The sequence below is a fragment of the Candidatus Zixiibacteriota bacterium genome, assembly GCA_040752815.1.
GTDB lineage: Bacteria > Zixibacteria > MSB-5A5 > GN15 > FEB-12 > JAGGTI01.
The window spans coordinates 20,478-45,249 of record JBFMGC010000016.1 but is presented as its reverse complement, the minus strand read 5'-3'; the positions used below and the strand labels follow the sequence as shown (position 1 = coordinate 45,249).

The 24,772-nt window shown below is 57.0% G+C and carries 20 protein-coding genes; 6 read left to right on the top strand and 14 right to left on the bottom strand.

All coding sequences use genetic code 11. The features are described from left to right. The 5 genes from AB1772_06105 to AB1772_06085 form a co-directional block, all read right to left on the bottom strand. Positions 1-382: hypothetical protein (locus AB1772_06105; GenBank protein ID MEW5795917.1), on the bottom strand; the 382-nt coding region annotated here is incomplete at its 3' end. 23 nt (positions 383-405) lie between these two features. Continuing rightward, complete coding sequence (locus tag AB1772_06100) at positions 406-3,123, bottom strand: FlgD immunoglobulin-like domain containing protein (protein ID MEW5795916.1); 2,718 nt, start codon at positions 3,121-3,123, stop codon at positions 406-408. Between the two features lie 55 nt (positions 3,124-3,178). Beyond that, positions 3,179-5,617, bottom strand: coding sequence for a T9SS type A sorting domain-containing protein (locus AB1772_06095; GenBank protein MEW5795915.1), 2,439 nt, complete (start codon positions 5,615-5,617; stop codon positions 3,179-3,181). Between the two features lie 562 nt (positions 5,618-6,179). Beyond that, complete coding sequence (locus AB1772_06090; GenBank protein MEW5795914.1) at positions 6,180-8,906, bottom strand: T9SS type A sorting domain-containing protein; 2,727 nt, start codon at positions 8,904-8,906, stop codon at positions 6,180-6,182. Positions 8,907-9,397: 491 nt separating this feature from the next. After that, positions 9,398-10,525, bottom strand: a complete 1,128-nt coding sequence (locus AB1772_06085) for a hypothetical protein (GenBank protein ID MEW5795913.1) — start codon at positions 10,523-10,525, stop codon at positions 9,398-9,400. Between the two features lie 801 nt (positions 10,526-11,326). On the opposite strand from AB1772_06085, the gene AB1772_06080 reads away from it, so the two are divergent. From AB1772_06080 to AB1772_06055, 6 genes are all read left to right on the top strand, one after another. Further along, the gene (locus tag AB1772_06080; protein MEW5795912.1) at positions 11,327-12,238 is read left to right on the top strand and encodes a hypothetical protein; all 912 of its coding nucleotides are present in this window, start codon (positions 11,327-11,329) and stop codon (positions 12,236-12,238) included. Positions 12,239-12,273: 35 nt separating this feature from the next. After that, positions 12,274-12,627: a hypothetical protein gene (locus AB1772_06075; protein ID MEW5795911.1), complete on the top strand. Its 354-nt coding sequence runs from the start codon at positions 12,274-12,276 to the stop codon at positions 12,625-12,627. Between the two features lie 70 nt (positions 12,628-12,697). Beyond that, positions 12,698-13,804 carry a hypothetical protein gene (locus AB1772_06070; protein MEW5795910.1) on the top strand — a complete coding sequence of 369 codons (1,107 nt, stop codon included), beginning with the start codon at positions 12,698-12,700 and terminating at the stop codon, positions 13,802-13,804. Between the two features lie 9 nt (positions 13,805-13,813). Next, a complete protein-coding gene (locus tag AB1772_06065) occupies positions 13,814-14,698 on the top strand; it encodes a metal ABC transporter substrate-binding protein (protein MEW5795909.1) in 885 nt (294 codons plus the stop codon). Continuing rightward, positions 14,695-15,498 carry a metal ABC transporter permease gene (locus AB1772_06060; protein MEW5795908.1) on the top strand — a complete coding sequence of 268 codons (804 nt, stop codon included), beginning with the start codon at positions 14,695-14,697 and terminating at the stop codon, positions 15,496-15,498. The genes AB1772_06065 and AB1772_06060 overlap by 4 nt, the downstream gene beginning before the upstream one ends. 9 nt (positions 15,499-15,507) lie before the next feature. After that, positions 15,508-15,966 (top strand): GNAT family N-acetyltransferase, encoded by a 459-nt coding sequence (locus tag AB1772_06055; protein ID MEW5795907.1) that lies wholly within the window; start codon positions 15,508-15,510, stop codon positions 15,964-15,966. Between the two features lie 19 nt (positions 15,967-15,985). Here AB1772_06055 and AB1772_06050 read toward each other — a convergent pair whose 3' ends face one another. The 9 genes from AB1772_06050 to AB1772_06010 all read right to left on the bottom strand — a co-directional run bounded on the left by AB1772_06050 (position 15,986) and on the right by AB1772_06010 (position 24,771). After that, positions 15,986-16,489 (bottom strand): hypothetical protein, encoded by a 504-nt coding sequence (locus AB1772_06050; GenBank protein MEW5795906.1) that lies wholly within the window; start codon positions 16,487-16,489, stop codon positions 15,986-15,988. Between the two features lie 30 nt (positions 16,490-16,519). After that, positions 16,520-17,938, bottom strand: a complete 1,419-nt coding sequence (locus AB1772_06045) for an HD domain-containing protein (GenBank protein ID MEW5795905.1) — start codon at positions 17,936-17,938, stop codon at positions 16,520-16,522. Positions 17,939-18,042: 104 nt separating this feature from the next. Continuing rightward, positions 18,043-18,942, bottom strand: coding sequence for a DUF58 domain-containing protein (locus tag AB1772_06040; protein MEW5795904.1), 900 nt, complete (start codon positions 18,940-18,942; stop codon positions 18,043-18,045). Positions 18,943-19,479: 537 nt separating this feature from the next. Then, positions 19,480-20,427, bottom strand: coding sequence for an isoaspartyl peptidase/L-asparaginase (locus tag AB1772_06035; GenBank protein MEW5795903.1), 948 nt, complete (start codon positions 20,425-20,427; stop codon positions 19,480-19,482). Between the two features lie 36 nt (positions 20,428-20,463). After that, positions 20,464-21,111: a hypothetical protein gene (locus AB1772_06030; protein ID MEW5795902.1), complete on the bottom strand. Its 648-nt coding sequence runs from the start codon at positions 21,109-21,111 to the stop codon at positions 20,464-20,466. Between the two features lie 44 nt (positions 21,112-21,155). Continuing rightward, complete coding sequence (locus AB1772_06025; protein MEW5795901.1) at positions 21,156-22,133, bottom strand: site-specific DNA-methyltransferase; 978 nt, start codon at positions 22,131-22,133, stop codon at positions 21,156-21,158. After that, positions 22,130-23,137: a MoxR family ATPase gene (locus AB1772_06020; GenBank protein MEW5795900.1), complete on the bottom strand. Its 1,008-nt coding sequence runs from the start codon at positions 23,135-23,137 to the stop codon at positions 22,130-22,132. The genes AB1772_06025 and AB1772_06020 overlap by 4 nt, the downstream gene beginning before the upstream one ends. Positions 23,138-23,573: 436 nt before the next feature. Continuing rightward, entirely contained in the window at positions 23,574-24,002 is a 429-nt protein-coding gene (locus tag AB1772_06015) for a polymer-forming cytoskeletal protein (protein MEW5795899.1), read from the bottom strand. Then, a complete protein-coding gene (locus tag AB1772_06010) occupies positions 23,977-24,771 on the bottom strand; it encodes a M23 family metallopeptidase (GenBank protein MEW5795898.1) in 795 nt (264 codons plus the stop codon). Before AB1772_06010 ends, AB1772_06015 begins: the two co-directional genes overlap by 26 nt. Between the last annotated feature and the right edge of the window lies 1 nt (position 24,772).

The window sequence follows — 24,772 nt, the reverse complement described above, 5'->3', positions numbered from 1 at the left end:
CCGTCACGACAGGCGCATCGTTTACCGCCGTCACCGTAAACGTCGCAGCATTCGAGTCCGCCAGCAGCCCCGGATCGGCTGCCCTGAACGTGATCGTCTCCGAACCGTTCCAATCAGAGTTCGGAGTCGTTATCGTGGCTACCCGGTTAACATCAATGCTGACAGTCAGTTCGGTGTTACCTGAGAAAGTCCACGTCATCTCAGCGTCTGTGTTGTCCGCGTCACTGACAAAATCGTCAAGCGTGATTGCAGTGAAGCTGGCACCTTCGGCAATTGTCTGATCAGGAATGTCTGTAACTACCGGCGCAGTCTGGGCGAAGCCGGCGCCAGCCGCCGTCAACAGCAGCGCAGCACCTAGAACTATTCGTACCATTCGGTTCATCGTAACAGTTCCTCCGCGAGCCCTTACTTGAGGAAGAGCATTTTCTTGGTCATAAACTCCTCACCGACTTTCAGACGGTAGAGATAGACACCGCTGGCCACGCGACGCCCGTCGTGGTCGGTCGCATCCCAGGTAACTTTGTAAGCGCCGGCAGCGTAACGACCGTCAAACAGAGTCGTCACATGCTGACCGAGTATATTGAAGACGTCCAGACTGACATCCTGCTGCAGGGCGCCGAGATCGGCCACGCCGATCTCAAACTCGATTGTCGTGGTCGGGTTGAACGGGTTGGGGTAGTTCTGCCTGAGTGTAAACCGGTTCGGCAGAGGGGTGTCGACACCCTGGACTGCCAGCGCGCCGGCGACCGTGTTGGAGAGCAGCGCCTCGGTCAGCCGGATACGGGTTTTGTCGTCGGCCTTCAGGTCCTTGTAGGCCGTGATCGGGATTTCCACCAGGTCGACATCGCCCGGCTGCATGAAATCACCCGAGTTGTACGGCGCGAACTTGTACAGCAGGATTTTCAGACGTCCCTGGCCGTTGTCGTTCGAGTGGAGGGCATAGCCGGAGACGTCCGCCGTCAGACGCGGCGAGCCGAAACTGACCGCGGTCGGATCGTAGTTCAGCTGCAATTGCACGCCGGCGACTTCCTCAGGGATCTGCGAGCGAACCACCAGCAGATCATTCGAACCGCTGATCATCTCGTTGTAGGCCAGTGACAGCACCGCGATCTGGTCAGGCGGCGGCGGAACCGGCGCAGGCAGGGCGATGCCGTAGATCATGTTGATATCGGCCACCAGATCAAACACGTTGACCGAGTCGTTTTCGATGATGTCCGCAACCTCGAACTGTCGTTCCACCAGGGGGAAGGTGCCGATGATGTAGGCAACGATATTGACCGCGTCGGCGACGTCGATGAACCGATCGAGGTTGACATCGCCCAGCGAATCCACCACCACCAGGCCGGAATCGGTCAATAGCGGCTTGGACCCGACCAGCGGATCCGGATCGGTTGACTCACGGCCGTTTTCGAGATTAATGACAAGGTCGGTCCACGGCACTGCGCTCGAATCGAGTGTCATCATCATGTGCAGTATCGCCGTGGTGTTGGTATCGATCACTTCCTCGTTGTTGAGGCCGAACGTGACCACGCGTATTGTGCCGGGAGTGGCGCCGATGTTGTCGTACACCACGTATTCGGGAATTCGTATCGTGGTCATGATCGAGTCGATCCTCAGGAACTCATCCGGGTACGTCATATCGAACTGGATACCGTACACCGGCTGACGTTTGACCAGGTCGATCGGGAAGGCGATTCCGGCCCTGCCGGGACGTCCGCCTACCGGGCGGTTGCCCTCGCGCGAGGTGGAAAAGAGGCGGTCGAACTCCAGCTCCTTGACCTCGATCTGGATCGGCAACACGGTCGAACCGCCAGAGTGGCTGCCCGTAAACGTGACTGTGAAGAACCCCTCCTGCGTGTTGCTCGGTGTCCAGCTGAACGTGCCGGTCAGCGGGCTGACACCGATCACCTGCCCGCCGTTACCGAAACTGGCATTCGCCGGCAGGCCGGAGGCGACAATAGTAATCTGTGTACCAGTAGTATTGGTGGCCGTTACCGTGAAGCTGATCAGCTCGCCCTGATTATACGGCGATGCCAGCCCGGACACAGACATATTCGGGCCCTGGCCGGTTCCGCCGGTAGTTACAGTCACAGTGGCGTTCCCGAATGCCGAGTTCCCGTTGGTGCCGTAGGCTCGCGCGGTGAAGCTGAAAGTCCCGGTGCTCGGCGGAGACCAGTTGATTGTACCCGATATCTGCCCGTTGACCGGGTAGGCCAGGCGTGAGCCAACGCCATCCCGAATCACCACCGAGTCCGTATTGGTCGAGGTCCAGGTTAGCGCGGATGTCTGACTGGTAGTTATAGATGTCGGATTGGCCGAGAAGGCTACGGTCGGGTCCGGGATGGCCGGCGGTACACAGGCCGTATCAGCCTGGAACCAGTAAGTGTAGCCCAGGTCAGTGGTCGGGTAAACCTGGAAGTTCTCGGTGGAGTCTTCTCCCTGGCCGTTCAGCCCCTTGTACCAGGCAGTCACCATCTGGGAGGCGTTACAGCCGTTGAAGTAGGTCGTATCCGGCGGAAATACGCTATCATCGACTATGAAGATGTCGCTCTCAAAGAAAGTGAAGCGCGCAAGCTGAAGGTGCGGCGTGGTCGCTTTGACGGCCATCTTGACGTAAAAAATCGTGTCGTTGCCCGGCGGCAGCGAGTCAAGAGTCAAGAACTCCGGAACGGCGTTGCAGGCCAGCACATTCTTGCGCCCCTGGAACAGATTAATACTAAACTGGTTGATCGTGTCGATAACCGGCCCGAATTCGCCGGGCGTGGTATCGGTGATAAGCATGCGCCGCGTGATGAGGTGATCCACGAAAGTCGTGTCGACATTCCACTGGATACAACCGGTCTGGTCCGCCACCGCGCACGACGAGTCCCGGATGAACACCGGGCGCAGCCAGGCCGTGTCGAACTCGATCAGGAACTGGAACGACGTCACGATTGAGTCGTTGTCCAGGATGACCGGCAGCAGCACCGTATCGCCCGGCTTGCCGCAGAAGAACGGCAGACGCAGTACGTCAAACGACGAATGCACGATGTCATCGCACCCAAACTGAGGCTGCGCCTGGGAATAGTCGGCCAGTGCCAGAAGCGCCAAGAGACACATCAGGGGGATCTTCACCAATCGCATCGCGACCTCAACCATATTTCAAAAGTCATCGTTATCATTGCTATATGCACATGCCCTACTTGAGGAGCATCATCTTTCGTGTCAAAACCGTTGATCCCACGGTCAGCCGGTACAGATAAATCCCGGATGCCACCGGCACACCGCTGTCATCGTCGCCGTTCCAAATGACCCGGTGCTCGCCTGCCGGATATTCACCCGACACCAGCGTTATCACTTGCTGCCCGAGCACGTTGTATACGGTGAGTTCCACGGCCGAAGGGGTCGGCAGCGAGAATTCAATTGTCGTCTCCGGATTGAATGGGTTCGGATAATTCTGTGCCAGCGCATACGCGGTCGGCAGTTCAGGGCCGGCGGCCGCCATGGATACTTCCACCATGCGGCCGTCGGCGCTGCCCAGCTCGACGTGGCTGACTTGAAATGAATCCAGACCTCTAACAGTAAACAGCTCGCACTTCCCGCAAGCCAACACACCCCCGTCGAGGCTGTACAGCAGCACCTTCACATCGCGGCCGTCCTGGCGATAATCGAGCGTCATCTGCCCGTGCGCGGAGACAATCATGTCCGCCGAAATCTCCCGATCGGTCTCGAACACCACAAAGGCCGCCCCGATCTCCTCCGCGCACTCATAGCCCAACCGCGCTCCGCTCGCATTGACCGATGTTTCAATTACAGCACCCGGCGTGGTCACTGCGCCCGTCTTGGCCAGCGGCGGATTCCCGCTCACCACCCAGTTGATCAGCGCCACCAGGTCGGCGATTGTCGCCGCCATGTTGTCCCGGTTGACATCGGAGTTGGCGTACTGCAGCGCGTTGAAGCGATATAGCGACGGATTGATGAAGAAATTGGTAAAGTAGATGACGTCGCCGATCTCCGCCGGAATGCGATTCAGATTGATGTCGCCTATGAGAATCTCGCCGATGTCCTCGATCAGCACGTTGCCGTTGACGTAGACGATATCGCTCTGCCGGATGAGGGCGCCGATGCTGTCGGCCAGGGTGTTGTCCTGATTAGTCGGAGCGTCGCGGAACTCGAACCGGAGCGGGATACTCATGCCGGCGAACGCGAGGTCGCCGCTCGTATGCAGCCGCCCGATCGCGATCGGCCCCTCGCCGGCCGCGAGATGAGGGGTCGCGCCCGCGAGGCTGGCGATACCGCGGATGCGCACATCTCCGGGAATGCCGTTGTTGTTGTTGGTTGCCGTGAAGAATTCGAAATCGGCCGCCCGCGTGCCGGCGTTGGTCAATGAGAGAAACGCCAGCGCCGACGGATCGTAGTGGATCAGCAGATTGAACCCGTTCACCGGCAGCTTGTTGTCCAGTACGATGCGATACTGAACGTCCTCGTTCGGAAACGCCTTCACCGAGTCGATGCGCAGCGTGTACAGCGCTACCGCCTGCACCGACGCGGCCACGGTCGCGGTGTCGGCCAGGCCCTGAGGGTCAACTGCCACGAAACGAAGCGCAAACGTGCCGCTGTCCGTCACCGACGAGACCCAGCTCAGGCGCCCCGGATTAGCGGCGTCGAAACTCGCCCCCGACGGCAGGCCCGACCAGCCCCAGCTTATCGTTTCGAAATCGGGATCCACCGCTGAAACGGAGAAATCAAGGGTTTCGCCGGCCTCCACGCTCACCGCCGACGGAGCACTGATCACCGGGCAGCGATTCCGATTAACAACGTGGACAGTCACCTCCATCTGACTGGAGAGGTCGCCGTCGCCGGCCCAGAATCTGACTTTCACCGGCGACCCGTCCGCGGAGTTCGGCCCCACGTAGTCCGGCACCCACGCAAACCGTGCGCTGCCGTCACCATTGTCAACGAAGTGCGAACCGATCGGCTTGGAGGTCGCCGCCAGCGTGACCTGGTCGCTATCGGGATCCGTCACGCGCACGTTTAGCTTCAGGCTGTCCCCCTCGAGGACATACTGATCGGAAATCAGGGTGAACACCGGCGCCCGGTTCGGCTCGCCCACGAGAATGCGGCCCGGCCGGAATGCCGGCCGAATCCCGCCCGGAGCATCGGCGCGCACCACTTCGAGATAACCGCCCGGCGGGTAGAAAAGCGTATCGAGAACTGTGGATTGGCCCGGCAAAGCAGTGCTCTTGACGCCAAAAACGACGGTGAACAAGAGCCCTTCGCCAACGGCAATAGGGTCCTCGAGCCATTGGAAGGCCGAGACCATGAAGTGGCCGTTGGCCGTGCTTAGGTTGGCGGGTGTAACTATCTTATTGGCAAGGTGTTGGGCGCGAGAGCCCGTGAAACTGACCGACTTGAGCGTCACCAGTTCGGGGTTATAAGTTATCGGCACCGAAAACGAAGTGAGCGCCTGCTCGTTACCCAGAAGAAACCGGATCGAGATGTCCTCCCCAACCCCAGCCTGCACCGAATCGACATAGACATAATAGCCGACAACGTTGCCTTCGGCGCGGACATCACTGCCCACTGCCGCAAGCAGCGCCATGATACTGCAAACTACTGTAAAATACCTTTTCGTCATAGCGTGACGCGTAAAAGTGGCACTTTGCCAATCCCATCCGAGCAAGATTCAGACCGGAACTTGCTCGTGGCCGGAGCCTGGTCGCCGACTCCCTGGCGGACCAATTCCGGCTCTACCCAGAGTTAGTCTCTCTGAAAACGTCCGTTTAAGAGTAGAAACGGTAAGAACTTATGTTCTCAACAGCCAGTCTAACTCAGCACTACCAGTTAGGCTCAGAATACTCCTTCTTCCTGGCGGCGAGCAACATAGTGAGGTTGTCTGTCATTCTTCCGCAGGTCTCTGCATTCTTCCGCAGCATGACGTCTCCCGCCGAAACAGGCAGGTACTGGTTTCGATGAGAGCGCCACATTATATAAAAAAAAGACCGCTTTGTCACGCGAAAACTGCAGTTTTCCGAACTAAAAGGGTCATTCAAGCTCCACTTGGGCAAAAAGTTAGTCGTCTTATCTCAATAGCTTTCTCGCGATACGCTCTCTTCCTTTCTTGTTCTAATCTCGTCCGTCTTTAGAACCCCCGGAAAGGGGTAACCTCTCCGGGGATTCGAACCTAAAACGCTTCGGCGTTACTTCAGAAGGATAGCCTTCTTGGTATCGCTGAAGGTGCCGGCCGTCAACTTGTAGAAGTAGACGCCGGAGGAGACACCAGAGGCCTCCCAAACAACCTGCTCGAAGCCGGTATTGCTAACGCCGGAGAAGCTCTCAACGAGCTGACCCGTGACGTTATAAATATTCAGCTTCCACTCAATCCCGGCGCCGGGGATCAGGATGTCGATCTTGGTGCTCGGGTTGAACGGGTTCGGGTAGTTCTGGCTCAGCGCATAGTCGGACGGCATGACCTTCGCCACTACCGGCGCACCGGTGCTGGAGGCGAATTCGGTCTTGACGACCTGACCATCGGCGCGCAGGAAGCTGCCGGAGAAGCTGTTGCCGTCGAGGCTGAACACCAGGATATTGGTGTTCTCGCCGTCAAAGCCGGACTTGATCTCCATGCCGGGGGCCAACAGGGTTGGGGTCACATTGCCGGCAACGACAACGTGGGCCGCACCCATTGAACCGTCGACACTGAAGACACCGTCACGGCTGACGGTAATGCTGGCAGCCACCGGGGCGATCTTGTCATACGGCACGGCATCGCCAATGATCACACGGATCAGGTACACCAGGTCGGCGACCGTCAGAGCGAGGCCGTCGGCGTTCGTATCGGAAGCCGCGATCGAACCTTCAATATGGCTTCCAAACGCCGCAACACCCGAAATGAAGTAGTTGGTGAACATGACCGCGTCGGCGATTTCGTACGCCAGACCGTTCAGGTTGATATCACCGCGAGCGTCGATCGAGTCGGCGCAGGCGATATCAATACCGCCGTTCTGGAAGTCAACGTTACGCTTGGCAACCTTGCCTCTTCCCTCATCTACGTAGACGCATTCGTCTTGAGCGCCCTGGTAGGTCGGGAATGGATCGTCGGCGGTGATTTCACAGCCGAGGAACGGCTCATTGTATGCGCAGAAATCAAACACCTTTTCCGACAAATACAGTTCGGAACCGTCATCGTTCGACAGGGTGTTGTCACCGCAGCCATACCAGAAGAACCGGATCGGTACGAACTGGCACTCCAAAGTCCGGTCATTGCTGACCAGGAATCTCAGGTACGCCAGAACGATCGGTACGTTCTCCACGCCGCAATCGGGATGGTACGGACCATTGTTGGTCTCGGCCAGACCAACTACGCGAACCATGCCGCTCGGGCAGGCGTTGCCGCAGTTGCCGTAAGGGCTGAAGCGGTAGGTGAAGAACTCCCAGCCGCAACCCGGAGGCACGTCGGTATCCTGATTGTAGATTTCGCCCTCGTAAGCAAGCTGGAGGGCCAGCGCGGAGGCGTCATAAGCAATCAGGAAGTCGAAACCGCCCAGACCCTGGGCCGCATCGAACTTGTGCAGCTTAATAAAAATATCGCGGTACTGACCCTGGTACACGGCTGAATCTTTCTGCAATTCAACCTGATAGGGAGATCCCGCAATCACGTTCCACGGCACGTCGCAAGTCGCGGTAGCATTACCATCGCTGACCTGGACCGTCATTAACAACGGGGCCGCATTCTCGTCACCGGTCACCGGGCAAAGCTCGATGACGTTGCCGACGATGTTGTAAGTGCCGAGGTACGTCCGGCTGAAGCCCAGTACCGACAACGTAAGCGCGTCGCAAACATCCGCATCAGCAATCGTCACAGTCTGCGTTTTGCAGGTGTTGATGCTGACGGTTCTGAGCGACGGGCACTGTATCGTCGGAGCGTTGTTGGTAGTGGTCACGTGCAGCACGAAGTGCGCGGCCTGTTCCGCATCACAGGCATCCTTAACGAGGAATTCGATATCCACGTTGGCAGCCTGCGGTACGGTCGGGCCGGACCAGGTCCACAGATTACCGGCAATCGTGCCGTAGCCGGTTTCGAAACCGGGGGCAAACGAGTATACCACAGAACCGTCACCGGGCGGATCGCACTGTTCCGGATCCGGATCAGTTGCGCACAGGGTGAATGAACCCTGCTGGCAGTGGTTGAAGGACACGTTGCCTACGGCCGGATCATCGCACCAATCCGGCGGGAGGTTCGGCACTTCGAAGATTTCCCAGCAGCGGGCGCCTTCCTGGTTACCAGCGGTACCAGGGTCGTTATCCCACTGTGGCCAGTCGTCAGCAGCCGGACCGGCATCGGCCCATTCCCAGGCCACCGTGGCTTTGCCGTTGACCGAGTCGAGGCACATCATTTTGCCGACATCGGCCAGCAGCGTCTGGAACTGTAGGGTCAGGGCGATGCCGTTGGTGGAACCACCGGCATACCCGCCCATACCGGTCACGTCCAAAGTGGCCAGCGAGTAACCAACGCGGCTCAGCGGACCGGTGCTCGGGCCCGGCTGGGTGGTGCCGCCGCCGGCGGTGGCAACCCAGTTGACTGTACCTGCGTTGGCGTTAGTGTAGTACTTCCTGAACTTGCTCACAGTCACCGGAAGGGCGCTGACAATCGGACCGTCAGCAGCCAACAGGTTCACCCAGTTGGCGCCGTCCGGCGAGTACACCTCAAAGGCGTTCGAGCCTACCCACGGGTTGGCTGCGCTTAAGCCTAAGAGGTTGTACCGTATGGAGGCCACGTGCGTCTTGCCCGCCGCCAACTGTGTGGGAGTGTACTGGTTCGTGACATTGTCAAGCGAAATAATACCCAGGTTGGTTCGTTGTGCGAGCGCACCGTACGCCAGGGAAAGTACCAAAGCGAACGTAAGGAAAAATGAAAGTTTCCTCATTTTTGCTCTCCTAAAAAAATCGCATTCATTACAACAAACGTTGTCATTTAGTTCAACTATCCTCTCTCTATCCCCCCTCGGGATTCTCGACCCGGTCTCCGTAGCCTGAGAGCCAGACGGCTGCGGCTGCCATAGTCGTGAAAAAAAGAGCGACAGTCAAACATTTACGAGCGCGTGCAAAATCCTCTCTCTCGGATGTCCTCCTTTCCTTTCCGTCTTTCTTCTTTCTCTTTTTATCTCAGGCGCCCTGCCCGCCCAAAGGCCCGGCGCCATTTCTTTCGTAGCTTACCGCTATTCGCAGTCCTCGTAGGGCAGGACCCCTGCGGTCCTGCCATCGATGGCAGGAGTACGGGACCCCTGCCCTACCGAAATAACAGGAGTGCAGGACCCCTGCCCTGCCTCAATTCCGGACCATTGATAGTTTGCTCCGGTTAGCCGGGTATTAAGACTTTTCGAAGGATTGGCTAACACGGGCACGAACTCCATTCAACCTATTCACAACACAACGGGGTTTGAGTGATAAACAGGCGATCAATGAGCACGGTCACGTCGCCGATACTCAGCTCCACCGGTATCTCGGTGCTGCAGTTCACATTGCCGGCCTCGATCGGCACGATCTCCACGCCGGTTATGAACAGGTGGTCAATGAGCATAGTGATGTCGCCGATGGTCAAGTCGCCGCTGTGATTGACGTCGCCGCAGATGTAATTGAGCACCTCGATCTGGCCGTCGAACAGCTTGACCTGGGTGGAATCGAGCTTGGCCACGTCAACCATGACAATGGCGACCGAATCACAGCCGTTGGTGCACTGTGATTGCGGCATGTGGGTCCACTCATAGCATCCGGTCCCAGGAGGCGGCACCGGGTTGGTGCACTCATAATAGTTGGTATCGGGCACCTGGACTGTGATCCAGCCAATGGCCGTCCCCGCCGGAGTTGAAAAGACAAAGTACGGCTTCCAGGATACGTCGATAATGATACCGGCCGTGCGGTCTTCCAATTCCGGCGGAATGGGGAAGATGTCGGCCAGGATGCGGAACAGCACGCCGCCCTGCTGGGGGTTAATCGGCGGCCGGGTGCCGGGCACGGTGGTGCGGTCGGCGATTCCGGTCACGAGAATGTCCAGGCCGAGGTCGCCGGTGGACACGGAACGCGACGTGACCATTTCCCACCCGGAAATGAGCGTACCGACCGTGTCAAAATTACCTACAAAGGCCTCGACCGTGTCGATTATGCGAAAATCCCACGGCTCCAGGTCCGGGAAATCGACCGCGCAGGTGTCTCGGACCGAATCGACACAATTCTCACCCACATACTCGGTACAGCACCATTCCTTCCAATAGGTGGTATCCACCACCGTATCCAGGTTGTTTTGGAAGTTGGCGATGTCGTTGCGGGAAAGAAACAGGTGCAGCGAGAAGGCGGCGATCTGGTCCTGGGTGTTGGTCAGGAACACGGTGATGACGGAGTTTTGCTGGCCGGGGGTGCCGGTAGTGTCACCGACCGTGACTCGCAGGCGCTCGATCGCTTGGGTATCGGTTGCCGGGCAGAGCAGCAAAACCGCAAGCACGAGGGCAAGTAAGCAGGTGCGCTCGGGGAACGAACGGATGTTTAACAAGCTTCCTCCTTGAGATCCGGGCTGCTGACGTTGCTCAAGATCACTCCTGGCCTGTCCTCAGCAGCTTCCTGGCAAAGGTTTACAACCGAGATACTTAGTGATATTGTCGGCGAACCAAGCCGAATTCAATATCACCGGATAACCTCAGTTACGTTTTCTAGTCTCTTTACCAGTTAGCGCTATGAAGTAACCTGCAAGTTTCTCCGGGGCGGCCCCCACAGCCGCGCCGTGAGGCGACGTACACAGGACTCGCTTAGTTATGTGTATCGGATCGGAAAGCTGTTGGTACTGTCTGGCGGCGGATAAATCGCGGCCGTCATAAAACTATTTGTTACGTGGAACAGTCACCTATCATCCGTGTCGAATATACAGAGGAGTCTCCGAGTTGTCAAGGGGTATCGGCCAGATTTCTTTGATTAATTTTTGCGCAGCCCCCGCCGGCCCGCGGGGCGGGCCGGGAGAAGCGTCGGCGCGGCCCCTCCCCTCGCAAAAGGGCCACTATGGGTGTGGCGAAGCACTCGCCCACACGGTGTCACACGTGGATACTTCCCGATAAGCGAATCATTGACCGGCGATCCTTGCGCACCCTCACCATAAGCTGGACCAACATGCCCCTATTAGAGCGGCGCCCGCTGTCGGGAGCACGGCGGGAGCACGGGGCGCACCTAATCCGACCGTCGCCCCAGGGACGGCGGCAGGTCGGGAGCATGCACCTGTTTAAGCAGCCTTGCCCGCTTTTTGTTATTGACACCCCGTTCGGAGCACGTATCATAACTTTTTAATCTGTCAGGAGTTAGCGAAATGGCCAAAATGTCCCAGAACGTCAAGGAAATTCTCCAAATCGTCGCTTTTGTGGTGGTTGTCGGTATTCTCGTGGCGGCGTTTGTAGCCTACCCGCTCAGCCGGACCAAAGCCTACCTGGGGCGCATCGATCTGAACACCTTCAGCGCTGACTCGCTCCCGGCAAACGACATCTCGGCCTTCGCCGGCCTGAACGCGACTGTGGATACGTTCCGGGTCGAGGCCGACGGTCTCACGACGCTGGCCTGCGCCTGGCTGACTCCTGCTCCGGACACCCTCTCGCCTGAGCACACGAGGCCGCTCAGGGGTTCGGTAGTGTTGCTGCATGACGAGCGGGCCGATCGGAATTCGCTTCTGGGCCTGGCCTCGGCATTTCTCGATTCGGGCTGGGCGGTCAGCCTTTACGATCAACGGGCCAGCGGGCTGTCGAGCGCGGGGTATCACAGCGACGGCGAATACGAGGCGTCCGATCTGAACGAGCTTATTGCCCACCTGCGCATCCGCGACCGGGTGATCCGCCCGTTCGTGGCTGTGGGCTTCCGCGCAGGCGCCGATGCGGCTTTGCTGTCGGCTGCGGAAGAAGACCACTTCGACGCGGTGGTCGCGGTTCGGCCGTACCTGACCACCGGACGATGGCTGGATCAGTTGATGGCAGAGCATGACATGTACTGGATACCGTTCCCGCGCTCGATATTCAAATTCTGGTACGAGCTTCGCTCCGGCTACGCGCCGGAGTACCGCAGCCTTGCCACTATCCGCCCGCCGGTCTGCCGCGCGCTCATTCTTGACAGCGAGGACCAGACGGTGTCTGAGTTCGTTCAGATTGCGGGAGCGAATCAGATCGAGGTTCGTGCCGTACCCGCCGACACCGCAAAACTGATAGAAACTATGATGGCGTATCTCTCGTTGTAGCGTTCGTAGATAGAATTCTCCCTGGCGGGCCTCAAATGAAAGCCGGCGCAACCACCAGATTTCTAGTCGTGATCCTGATCGGGTTGTACTTCCTCCTGTTGACCCCGTTTCACGCCGCCCACCTGACCATAGATATTCACTCCTGCGCCCAAGCGGGTCAAGGGTGCGACAGCAATTGCGTCAAACACCACCACCATTCGGAATATTGTCCCACCTGCCAGCTTGGCAACGGCACGATTGACCTGCCGTCGACCAATTTTCGCGTTGCCGTGTTCGTCCCTGTGGGGCGACTGCACACCCTCGTAGATGATTCACAGCCTGATTCCTGGAATTTCTCTCCAACTTCCCGCGCTCCTCCAGCCGTGTTTCAGGGCAGCATAGCTGCCTGATTCGCATCAGTCATTCATTCATCTGAACCTCATGGAGCGATCGGTGCTATCCGGTCGTATGGAGTGCAACATGAATCTGAAGTGTATTCTCTTTGTAATTGTAATGTTGTCTGTGTCCGGTCCGTTAATGTCGCAGACGACGCTCAATCCAGACATATCCCTCATCGGCGATTTCCGCGTCTACAGCCACAATGATACTACCCATGTCGAAGAGAGCGAGAGGTTCAACCTGGCTGTTCCTTCGATGGAACTCATGGTCGCGGGATACCTGAATCCATACGCCCGAGCCGATGCCGTAATCGGCTGGCATGGCGAGCACAACGCCGAGATCGAAGAGCTGTATGGAACGGTGTTGCGCGGCCTGCCTCTGGGAATGAACCTCCGTGTCGGCAAGTACCTGCTTGAATTCGGACGGCTCAACTCGGTGCATGAGCACGCCTGGTCATTTATAATGAGGCCGCTGCCACACGAAGTGTTTTTTGGCGATCATGGTCTCAGCGATATGGCGGTGCGCGCCGGCTTTCTGCTTCCGACCGGCGATGCCTACACTGAGTTGATGCTCGGGACGCTCAAAGGTGACGCCCTGGCGGGTCATCATCATGAAGAACCGGCGGAAGAAAGCCCCCTCCGCCATCCCGGCTTCTTCGGACGCTTAGCCAGCTCGTTCGCAACGTCCGAAAGCGCTGAGTTGGCGCTTGGCGGATCAGTGGTCAATTCCGTCTACGAGGTCGAAACCAGTCAACTTCGCACCTGGCTTGCCGGGCTGGATCTCAAATACAAGTACAAACCCTCGCGTTATACTATCCTTCAAGTTGAGAGCGAGGGGATAATGCGCTCGGAGGAACAAGAAGGTGGAGACAAACTGACGTCTTACGGCGGCTATGGCTACATCGATTATCGCTTCAGACAGCGATACAATATCGGCGGCATTTTCGAATACGCCCGCGTCAGGGCGGGCGAGCATCATCACGATGACGGCGAAGAGGAAGAGGTCGGTGTGATCAATGTATCAGACACGTGGCGCGCCGGACTGTTTCTTGGCTTTGCGCCGATAGAGGAGACCAGTCTTGTCCGCCTGGCGGGCCACTGGACCGAACCGGATGACCGCGAGGGCTACTGGGAGCTTAAGCTCCAGTTCCTGTTTTCGCTTGGCCCCCATCAACCTCACAACTTCTAAGAGGCAGTCATGAAAAAATATACATTGATGTCCTTTGCTCTCTTACTCGCACCGGTGGTCTCCACGGCTCAGATGAAAGTCGTGGCGTCCACGAGCGACCTGGCCTATTTCGCTCGTCAGATCGGCCTCGACTTGGTCGAGGTCGAGTCGATCGCGTCTCCGAAAACAGACGTTCATTTCGTAGAGGTTCGCCCCAGCTACATGATGAAGGTAGCCAAAGCCGACGTGGTTCTGAAGGTCGGACTGGAATTGGATATGTGGATGGACAAGATCATCGATGGCTCCCGCAACAGCAAACTCGAAATCGTCGACTGTTCAAAGTACGTTCGACCACTGGAAGTCCCGACATTCAAGGCCGACGCCCGTTACGGCGACCTGCACCGTTTCGGCAATCCCCATTACTGGCTCGGCCCACAGAACGTCAGACTGATCACTGACGCCATTGTCGATGCTCTTTCTGCCGCCGATCCCCAGCATGCCTCAGAGTTCAAACAGAACCAGGAGACATATTTGGTTTCACTTGAGACCGAGTTGGAAACATTGAAACAGAAAGCCGCAACTCTTGCAGGCAAAGAAGTGGTCTTTTACCACAACTCCTGGCCCTACTTCTGCGCTTTCACAGGGATCGTGGCCGCCGGATTTGTCGAGCCGTACCCTGGCGTGGCGCCGTCGCCCTCACACATCAAGGAGATGATCGACCTCATGCGGAGCAAAAACATCAAGGCGATTGCGGTCGAGCCGTATTTTGACAAGCGGGTTCCGGACAAAATCGCCGCAGAGACCGGCGCTAAAGTGATCACCGCCTACCCGTCGGTCGGTGGCCGCATAGAAAACGAAACCTACACCCAATGGCTCGCAGGCAATATCGAAGCTTTGCTTGAGGCAATAAAATGAACGACTATCTTCAGTTCCTGCTCTGGCCGTTCATCGCGTGCGTAGTCTTGGTGGGGATACATGTATATTTCGGACTGCATGTCATCAAGCGAGGGATCATCTTTGTCGATCTCTCGCTGGCCCAGGTAGCGGCGCTCGGCATGACCTTTTCATTCCTGCTCGGGTTCGAGTTGGAGGGCGATGTTGCGTATTTCTTTTCGCTCGGCTCGGCGCTGCTGGGCGGCACGATATTCACCTTTACTCGTGAGATTGAGGGCAAGGTCCCGCAAGAGGCGATTATAGGTATTGTCTATGCGGTCAGTACGGCTGCCGCCATCCTGGGCGTGAGCCATGCACCCGAAGGCGCTGAGCACATAAAACATCTGTTGGTCGGCAGTATTCTGACTGTTACTCCGGCGATGGTGCTCAAGACGGCCATAACGTACACGTTGGTCGGCGCGTTTCACTATCTGGCGCGTGACAGGTTTCTGGCATTGACGCTTAACCACTCCCACCGGCCGGCTAATGCGCGTCTGTGGGATTTCCTATTCTATGCCACCTTTGCCGTGGTGGTGACATCGTCCGTTAAGATGTGTGGCGTGCTCCTAGTGTTCATCTTTCTGGTGGTGCCATCGGTTTTCGCGGCGTTGATAACCGATTCGATCGCACGTCGCCTGGTCTGGGGATGGCTGTTCGGCCTGGTCGGCTCCGCGCTGGGACTGGTGCTGTCGTTCCTGCTGGACACGCCCACGGGCGCTACCATTGTGTGCGCTTTTGGAGCGATGCTGCTTCTGTTTGCGCTGGTGCGACGCTTGCGCTAAATTGGCCGCATGGTACTGATAGAAGAACTGGGCATCGAGCAGGCCGATCAGATTATCGATCTGGTCAATAAACTGGCCGTTGAACTCGGCGGCGAGGACGACGAGTTCCGCGCGCTGGACAGAGCGAAGATTCTCGCCGATTGGGAGACGAGCAAAGAGCGGTTTATTGCGTTCGTTGCGATTGCCGAGAACGGCGAGACCCTGGGGATGATCACGCTGGCGGAATCGTTCGCGATTTATGCGGGCGGCTGCTATGGCGCCATCAACGAACTCTACGTGCCGCCCAAACATCGAAACAAGAACATCGGCAAGATGCTGGTGGAGACGGCCAAGGATTACGGCCGCAACCGGGGCTGGATGCGTCTCGATGTCACCGCCCCGCCCGGCGAGGTTTGGCAACGCACGGTGGATTTCTATCTTCGCGAGGGCTTCACGCACACCGGCCCGAAGATGAGGTTTATGCTGTGACCGGGTGAGGCAGTGCGGTTCACACCGCCACACCAAAGATATCTCGAGCGTCAGTATACGCGGCGCTGTAATGATCACTCAGGTCAGGCTTCAGAATCTTCAGTTTCTCCCTGATCGCATCCGCTGCATAGTAGTGCTGGGACAAGTAGATAATTGTACTAAGAACCTCGAGGTGCTGTGGAGACTTTCCCGCCAAGCGTCTTACTAGATCAGCACACTTTGGGGAAATCTGGATGCCAACGGAAGGAGTTTCACCGCCGTCCGTCGGCAGACTCAGAGTATAGCCGCCGCGATCTACAGACCTCGATTCCGCTATGAGCTGACTACCCCGAGCCTCATCAAGGTCGTGGGCCAGCGTTGGTGAAAACACCCCATAGTTGTGATAAATGAACTCCTGATCAAAATCCTCACCAGCGGCCTGCAAAAGAAAGACCAGCTTGTGAAGCTTCTTCCGGCTATATACCACCCCACTAGCCTCAGCAATGAGTTGCCGAAGCATGGAAATCCTATCTATCGAATCCATCTACTAACCTTTCACGTTCCGCCATACAAGTTATAGCTCGATTTCATCAGGAACGATGAAGAACTTTTCGTCAAGAGTTACATCACGAATAGCCTTACTGACTTCGTACTTGCTGATAGACGAAAAAGGCTTCACCCTGCCATCCGAGTCAACAAAATAAACTTCGTCCAGAGCCTTACCGGCTCCTTTGAGGAAGAAGAAGTCCTTATAAGCCAATCTGGTTGGCTCAGCTTCGACCAGGTAGTAGTGGGGATCAAAACCCTTTGCGCTGAGCAGGTTTTTCACCTCATCCCTTTTGTCAGCATACTCGCGCCCCCCGAGATCAGTGACCAAACGCGCCTTGAAGAGTTTCCGCTGCAGAAACCGCCTGCACAGGTCCTGAAGAATGGTGTCAATTTCTTTCTTGCCCCATTCATGTATCCAAGTCAAGACCACAAAATCATTCAACTGCAAATACTCATCAAGCTCGAGTTTCTCATTGGCGCCAATCTTGGCGAGAACGGAGGGAAGGAATGTGCGTTTCGCATCTTCTTTCGCACAGTCGATTGCTCGCCGGAGTATCTTAACGAGCATTCCTTCTGCTGCTTGAACAGTCTTGTGATAGTAAACATGCGCATATAAGTAGAAATTCCCAAGCAAGTAGGTTTCAAGGCTGCCTAATCCCCGCCTTCCATCTATCACGATCTTATCTACCGGCACCTTTTCTCCGTCGGCGTCAAGCTCTTCATAGCTTTGCCTCGAGAGATTCCTGAGCATCCACGTAAGGTCGAACTTTCCGTAATGGACGCCTGTCATATGAGAATCACGCAACATGTAATCGAATCTGTCTACATCGAGCTGGGAGTTGACTATGGAACCAAGATACTGCGGCTTGTAGAAGCCCGCTATCACATCTCGCACGTGCCCGCACATGGATTCTCCAAGCACTTGGAGCACTTGCGGATGCTCCATAACAATCCTGTTCGTCCACTTTTCGTGTTTCTCGAAATGTGCGTATTTTACCTCTTTTAGCGCGGCTTCGAAAAGATGGCTAAATGGTCCGTGCCCTGTGTCATGCAACAGAGCAGCAAGTTGTATGATTTTCCTCCTTTCTGAATCATCCTCATGAATCTGGTTCAGAACTCGACGAGCCAAGTGGTAGACGCCCAGTGAATGTGAAAACCTACTGTGATCGGCACCTGGATAGACGAAGAACGCTACCCCCAACTGCCTGATGTACTTGAGCCGCTGAATAGGCTCTGTACTCAAAACATTCAGAACCATTTGGTCGTCAATCTGGATTAGATCGTGAATCGGGTCGCGAATGAACTTCGGATTCTTCGTCAAATCCCTCACCGGGGTAAGTGGTCCCGCCTCAGTTGAAACACCATGTTGCTCAGGCCGGGCTTCCGAGCTTGATTCTACTTGATGTTGGCTCTGCGTGCCGTTTGGCGATTCGTTGGCTGCCATACCATTCCCCCGTACTCTACCATTAGACAATCAACATAGCAATTACCTAATAGTCAAGAAGTTTGTGGAGTTCGTTGTCTAAGTGTGGTAAGTCTCTCTGCCCCTTAGTACAACCTCTCCCGCTTCGCCAAAAACGCGTACAGCGCCTGATCGAAGGGCATGGCGGTGTCGATCGGGTGATAGTCGATGTTCGATTGGCGGCAGGCCGAGGCGATCGTTTCGGCGTACGACTGCACCGCCCGCGCATACTCGCGCTTCATCTGGTAAGGCAGGGTCGACAGTTCCTCCCCCGTCTCCATATCCTTGAACAGCGCCTCACCGCCGAAATTGAAATCCCGCTCGCGCGGATCCAGAATATGGAAGACAATCACCTCGTGACGATTGTATCGGAAGTGCTTCAGCCCGGAGATGATCTCCTCCGCCTCGTCCAACAGATCGGACAGAATGATCACGAGGCCGCGTCGTTTGGTTCGCTCGGCCATCTCGTGCAGCGCGCCGGCGATATCGGTTTCGTTGGACGGCTGCTGGTGGGCGATCTCGGTCAGCAGGTCGTGCAGGTGACCCGATTTCGAGCGCGGCGGCACATAGCGGCGGATGGTACGGTCGAATGTAACCAGCCCGACCGCGTCGCGCTGGCGCAGCATCATGTAGCTGAGCGCGCCGCAGAGCATGCCGGCGTAGTCGAATTTGCTGACCGGGCTGCCGGAGTGGTAGCGCATCGACGCCGAGCAGTCGAGCAGTAGGTACGCCTTGAGGTTGGTTTCTTCTTCATACTGCTTGATGTAATACCGATCGGTCTTGGCGTACACTTTCCAGTCGATGTCATGGATGTTGTCGCCGGGCATGTACTGGCGATGTTCGGCGAACTCGACCGAGAAGCCGTGGTACGGCGACTTGTGCAACCCGGCGATAAACCCCTCCACCACCATGCGGGCCTTGAGCTCCATCCCCTTGAGCTTGGAGACGGTTTCGGGCTGGAGGTATTGTCGGTAATCAGTGGGCATGTGTGATCATTTCATTTTCTGCGACCGAACCCACAGCAAGCTGTGGGGTACCGCGGGTCATTTCAATCGGGCAATTTCTTGTAGGTCGGGTTCACGAGCGTCGAGCGAAGCGAGACACGAGCAACCCGACATTGCCGAATCATTCGGGTTTTGTAGGTCGGGTTCCGCCGGTCCTGAGCGAAGCGAAGGACCAAGAAACCCGACATTGTTCATCTCTGCCTGTGTCGGGTTTCACGTCGCGTCCGACTCCGTCGCCCGCTTCTCGGAACCCGACCTACCACTTCCTGCGCCGGCAGACGAAGACGTCTGCCGGGCACGTTTGCCTGCAAGTCAGGCTGAGCCTGTCGAAGCCTGACTTATATACGTTACATGCGTCATATAGTCACCCTTCGACAGGCTCAGGGTGACTTATGGTGTCGGGTTTCTCACTCAAATGGTCAATGTTCGGAACCCGACCTACCACTATTGATCGGCAGGCCTCCGTGCCTGCCGGCGTTTCCTCGGCAGGGATGGAGCGCTGCCGATCAGAAATCAAAGTCACTTAAATATCGCCGTCTCCATCGTGCCGTCGGCGAGCATGAAGCCGCGGTACATGCCGTCGCTGTTGAACGGCATCGCGATGTTGCCATCTCTGTCAATCGCCACCACGCCGCCGCTGCCGCCGAGCGCAGCCAGTTTCTCCATCACACAAAGGCCGGCGGCGTCATTCAACGACATCCCTCTGTACTCCATCAGCGCCGCAATATCATACGCCAGCACGTTACGCATGATGAACTCACCCACACCCGTGGCCGAGACCGCACAGGTATTATTATCTGCGTACGTACCGGCGCCGATAATCGGAGTATCACCGATACGGCCGTCGCGCTTGTTGGTCATCCCGCCGGTCGAGGTCGCCGCCGCAAGATTGCCGTGCTGATCGACCGCCACCGCACCGACCGTGCCGGTTTTCTCCCGATCATCAGAGTGATCGAGCCGTGTGGTCACTTTCGATTCGCGCTTTTCGCGCTCGAGCGCCTTCTGCAGTTGATTCCAGCGATGTTCGGTCCAGAAGTACCCGGGGTCATCGACAGGAATCATGCCATTCTCCACGGCGAACTTTTCAGCGCCCACACCGCAGAACAGAACATGTTCGCTTTTCTCAAGCACAAGCCGCGCAAGAAGTATCGGGTTCTTGATTCGTCTTACGCCCGCGATCGCGCCCACGCTTTTCGTGCGGCCATCGATGATGCAGGCGTCCTGTTCGTTGATTCCCTCATGGGTGAACACTGCCCCTTTGCCGGCGTTGAACAGCGGGTTGTCTTCCATGCTTACCACCGCCGCCTGGACAGCTTCGAGCGCAAGTCCACCGTCGCGCAGCACGTTCCAACCGGAGCGGAGAGAATCCGCGAGGCCGTCGCGATAAGCCTTCTCTTTCTCCGGCGTCAGCTCGTAGCGGAGTATCGTACCGGCGCCGCCGTGTATGGCGATAGCGAAGTTGTTCATGTGCGCGAATTCACTGAGGGGTAAGCCATACCGATGTCACGTGCTGTCTCTCGGCGAGCGGGCCAGGTCGACATAAATCATCAAACACATGTACGCAACCAGCGCCAACAGGAGAACGCCGCTGAGCGCGAGAAGGTCATCATATATCCAGTGGAAACCCTCGCCGGTGAGCCCAATTGTATGGGCGAGTATCATGATCGCAAATGACCAGAGCACGGTCTTCTTAAGCGCAAGCTTGACCGATGTAAACAGAAAGACCGCCCCGAGCGCGAAGAACAGAAGCGTCTGCCCGTTCACGTGCACGTGAGCCAGGCCGAGGTTGTGGCGAAAGCGGTTTTCCGGTTCCTCGCGGTATTCGTTGTCATCGCCGACACCGTCGTACCCTTCAACCAGGTCAGACAGGTCCTCCATCGTATCAATTTCGCCGCTGTCGAGCGGGAGCGCGAGACCGGCGTGCTCGGAGTCCCAGATCGGGGCGAGCACCGCGGAGCTGTCGGACGAGATCACCTCGATTTCGGCCTCAGGTGTGAGCGGGGGGTTGAGAAGGGACTGGTCGACCTCGCCCTTCTCGACCGAGTAAATCCAGACCGCCCACGCGCAGACCAACAGCATGAGGGTAGTGAACAGACCGATAAACAGCCTGGCGATGGGGGGGAAGGAGGAGAGGGGTTTCAGTTCGGTCATAGCGGTTATGTCTACCAGCGCCTTCAATTCACGACGCTGCTATGTCATCTGTGGTATGCCGCATCTTTTGTGGCCTTCTTATCTGCCGCTGAGATCACCGATCCAAATCGCAGTTTGCGTGGATCGGTTTTCTTGTCCAGCATCAAGGGGTCTCGAAACTGATAGGGCAGACTGACCAGACTTTCCGTCGAAGGGCGACTCGCATCAAGTACATACTCAACTGTCGCCCTGGTGAACAGACTGTCCCCCGCTCTCAACCGATCAGCGATGTGATCTTCAAAACGCCGGTTTATTTCATAGCCGATTGAGTGCCTCTGGGTTTTCATTGCGGCCAGTGATGTTGTCCCGCTCCCGAGAAACGGGTCAAGGACCGTCTCTCCCTGGAACGTGAACATGCGAATCAGTCGAAGCGGCAGTTCCACCGGGAACATGGCGAGATGTCCATCCTGGCGCTCACCGGGAAAATTCCAGTGGCCGTTGAAGAAGACATTCCACTCTTCAGGCGCAATCACTGACTGCCGCTTGATTTCCTCGCTGACCCGGGGCGCCGCCCCGTGTTTCTTGAAGAGAAGTATGAACTCGTAGTCGATCTTGACGATCCCGTTGCGCGGGTACGGATACGATCCCATCACCGTCGCGCCACCAGTTGTGTTGCACGTTGTGACCTTCTGCCAGATGATCGAACCCATGAAGTCAAAACCGATAGTTTCGCAGAACCGGGTAATTTCCGTGCGTATCGGTATCACCTTGTATCGGCCATAATAGACCGAGCGCGCAAACTGATCGCCGATGTTCACACACAGCCTGCACCCATCGTGCAGAACGCGATGGCACTCCTTCCATACGAGATTCAGGTTATTGATGTAGGTCTCGTAGGAATCATCAAAGCCGATCTGGTCGCTGCTGCCATAGTCCTTGAGCTGCCAGTACGGCGGCGAGGTAACCACCAAATGCACGCTTTTATCCCGCACCAGGCTCATGGAACGGGCGTCGCCAAAGACTATGCGATGGCTGGTAGTCACTCCCTCTCCTTCACCGTCTCCAGCACGCGGCGGATGATCTCGATCGAATCAACCCCGTCGGCCTCGGCGTTGAACGACGTGACTATGCGATGCCGCAGCACCGGGTACGCCGCAAAACGGACGTCGTCGGGGCCGGGAGTCGGACGGCCGTCGAGAATCGCGCGGGTCTTCGCCGCCAGAATCAGATACTGCGAGGCTCTCGGACCGGCGCCCCAGTTGACCCACTTCTTGATAAAGTCGGGCGCGTTGTTTTCATGCGGCCTGGTCGCACGCACCAGATGCACGGCATAGTGAACCAGATGATCGGACACCGGCACCCGGCGAACCAGCTTTTGGAAACCAATGATGTCGTCGGCAGACATGATGCGGTTTAGTTCGTGCATCGCGACTGTGGTGGTAGTCTTGACAATCAACTCCTCTTCGTCGGTCGCGGGATAGTCAACAATCACGTTGAACATGAAACGATCGAGCTGCGCCTCGGGCAACGGATAGGTACCTTCCTGCTCGATCGGATTCTGCGTAGCCAGCACGAAAAACGGCTCCTCGAGTTTGTAGGTCTCGCCCGCCGCAGTCACTTCATGCTCCTGCATCGCCTGAAGCAGCGCCGCCTGAGTTTTGGGCGGTGTGCGGTTGATCTCGTCGGCGAGAATGATGTTGGCAAACACCGGTCCTTTCACAAAACGAAAGCCACGGCGCCCCGTGGTGTGGTCCTCTTCGATGATTTCGGTGCCGGTGATATCCGACGGCATCAGGTCGGGCGTGAATTGAATGCGGCTGAACTTGAGATTGAGCACGCGTGCCAGGGTGGAGATCATGAGCGTCTTGGCCAGACCGGGCACGCCCACGAGCAGGCAATGGCCCGATGACAACAGCGAGATGAGCAGTTGTTCGATCACTTTATCCTGACCGACAATCACCTTGCCGATTTCGGCTTTGATTTTCGCGGTCGCGGAATTGAGGTTTTGGACAGCTTGAATATCGGATGTGGCCTCAAGAGGCGTCATGCGCTCCTCCGGGTTGCGGTGCAGGCTGGTATCTTCTTTTCTTACAACAAACTTATACTCGGTCTGACGTGCCAAGTTACGGCGAGTACAGGGGTTAGTCCAAACGATTTTGAATCGAGCTGCGCGATTGTGACTTTGTCGCTCGGCCGTGGGTGCTCCGCCACCTTGGCTGCAAGGCAGCGGGCCGGCGAACTGGGTCGCCGGTGGAAATCGGGAATGCACTGCGGCGCAACCAGTTAGACGGTGAAACCCTAATCCACCGCTTCAGAAGCCGCATCTAACCCAAATCATCTTAGGGGCTTAACTTTGACGCCGCTTTGTGGATAAGCGGCATTCTGCCGAGCGGGACGCCTGACGATATCTTGAAGTACGACAGCCGCTTACGTCACTATCCACAATTCGTGGCGTTTGTCCACACATTTTGAGAAAGTGTGAATTAGCGATCTTCGTCCTGGTCGGCTATCGTGATCCGCTCAGATGAACGTTCCGGGGTCAGGAAACCGAGATCCGGAGTGCCGCCCTTCATGTTGCAGGCGCCACAAAATATGGCTCCCTGCTCGATTACGAGCGACCTGGTCTTCAGGTCACCGTCCATCTCGCACTTGGCCTGCAGCTCGATCTTGTCCCCGCAGACCACGTTGCCGTTGACATGGCCGGCGATTATCGCGGTCTGAGCCTCGATATCAGCCTCGATCTGTCCGGTCGCTCCGACCGTGACACAGTCAGAGCAAATGATCTTGCCCTTGACCTGGCCGTCGACCCGCAGCGCTCCCTTGACATCGAGCGTGCCGGTAATGACCGTGTCCTTACCGATAATGGTGTTCATTAATCCATTCGCCTCATTGGTGGTGGTTTTCTTGATCATACGGATTTTCCAGCGGATCTATCGGTTCTCCGTTTATTCTCAGTTCATAGTGAAGGTGCGGCGCGCTCGAACGGCCGCTGTTGCCTGATTCGGCAATCTTGGCGCCCGCGCGAATCGCCTGGCCTTCTGTAACAAGTATGGTATCGTTGTGCGCATAGATTGTCGTCACACTGTCATTGTGCCGCAGCACAACCATGTTGCCGTAGGCGGAATCGAACGCCACATATTCCACTTCCGCCGATCCGGTTGCCAGCACCGGCGTGCCGACCGGACAGGCGATATCCACCCCGGGATGATACCGGCCGGGGTCGACTAACTCGAAGCGCTGCGTCACATATCCTTGTATCGGCAGGCCGACCGGCAAACTCCAGTCCGGGGTGCGCGGACGTATGTTTGTAGTCGCGCCGGAGCGGGACAGTTCCATAAACAGTGAGGAATCATCGGGAATCTCCGGCAATTGAAAATCTTCCATGCCGGCCAGGCGGGCCATGCGTGTGACCACCTCGCGCGCCTGATGCAGGTTTTGTTCCAGTAACTGCACCTTGTAGTAATACCGCTTGAGGTCTTCGTTCTCTTTGATCACCTGCTCGGTGCGCGCCGCCCGCGAAACCACGGCGCCGTAGTAAATGAAGAACAAAACGATGCCAACCAGCAGCACCACCAGGCCTATAAGTATCGTCCGAAGCATCCACTGCCGCACGCGCCAGCCGGTGCGCGCCTCGGTGCCGTCGGGCACCAGCATGATGGTTACGTACTTCGGAGCGGCCATA